At 79.3% G+C, this 1,097-nt stretch carries 2 protein-coding genes and 1 pseudogene; all 3 read left to right on the top strand.

Translation table 11 applies throughout. From position 1 onward, the window contains the following. A partial coding sequence (locus ABEB16_RS21950; protein ID WP_345714289.1) for an FAD-dependent oxidoreductase occupies window positions 1–585 on the top strand: 585 nt, incomplete at its 5' end. A 64-nt stretch (window positions 586–649) separates the two neighbouring features. Then, window positions 650–913: a sulfur carrier protein ThiS gene (thiS, locus tag ABEB16_RS21945; protein ID WP_345714288.1), complete on the top strand. Its 264-nt coding sequence runs from the start codon at window positions 650–652 to the stop codon at window positions 911–913. A gap of 2 nt (window positions 914–915) precedes the next feature. Beyond that, a pseudogene (locus tag ABEB16_RS21940) lies at window positions 916–1,097 on the top strand (thiazole synthase); the annotation flags it as partial.

The following is a 1,097-nucleotide window of genomic DNA, read 5'->3' as shown; positions in this document are numbered from 1 at the left end:
GTGCGCCACGGCGGCACCGCGGTCGCCGCCGACGTGGTGGTGCTGGCCGCCGGGGCCGCCAGCGGCCGGGTGCCGGGGGTGCCCGCGGCCGCGCTGCCGCCGGTGCGCCCGGTGAAGGGGCAGATCCTGCGGCTGCGGGTGCCTGCGCCGCTGCGCCCGCTGATCTCGCGCACGGTGCGCGGCACGGTGTGCGGCAACCCCGTCTACCTCGTGCCGCGCGCGGACGGCGAGCTCGTCCTCGGCGCGACGTCGGAGGAGCTGGGGTTCGACGAGACGGTCACCGCCGGCGGCGTGCACGCGCTGCTGCGCGACGCGCAGGCGCTGGTGCCCGCCGTCGGGGAGGCCGAGCTCGTGGAGACCGCGGCGCGCTGCCGGCCCGGCTCGCCCGACAACGCCCCGATCGTGGGGGCGGGCGCGCTGCCCGGGCTGGTGCTGGCCACCGGTCACCACCGCAACGGGATGCTGCTGGCCGGTGTGACCGGCGAGGGGATCGCGGACCTGCTCACCGCGGGTGAGCTGCCCGGGCACCTGCGGCCCTTCGCGCCGGGGCGCTTCGCCGCGCGCGAGCCGGCACCCGTGCCGTGAGACCGACCCCGCCAGGAGCGAGCGGCCCCGTCGCGGGGACGCAGGAGTGAGAGGAGAACCCGCCGTGCAGGACGTCACGACCGGGGCCGCGGGGCCCGCGGGCGCACGGGCCGCGGCCGCCGTGCGGTTCACGCTCAACGGGGAGGTGAGCACCGCCCCCGCCGGCACGAGCGTCGCGGGTGTCGTCGCCGGCCTGCTGGGCACCGCCGCCCGCGAGGGGATCGCGGTGGCCGCCAACGACGAGGTCGTCCCGCGCAGCCGCTGGGCGCAGCACCCGGTGGCCGACGGCGACCGCCTCGAGGTCCTCGACGCGGTGGCGGGGGGCTGAGCGTGAGCACCACCACGACCGGGCCCGCGACCACCACCACCGGTGTCCGCCCCGCGGCCGGCGACGCCGACCCGCTGGTCATCGCCGGGCGGCGGTTCGGTTCCCGCCTCATCACCGGCGCCGGCGGCGCGTCGAACCTCGACGTGCTGGCCGACGCCCTGCGCGAGTCGGGCACCGAGCTGAC

It is taken from the genome of Kineococcus glutinatus (genome assembly GCF_039542765.1).
GTDB lineage: Bacteria > Actinomycetota > Actinomycetes > Actinomycetales > Kineococcaceae > Kineococcus_A > Kineococcus_A glutinatus.
This window is presented reverse-complemented; position numbering and strand designations above follow the sequence as displayed.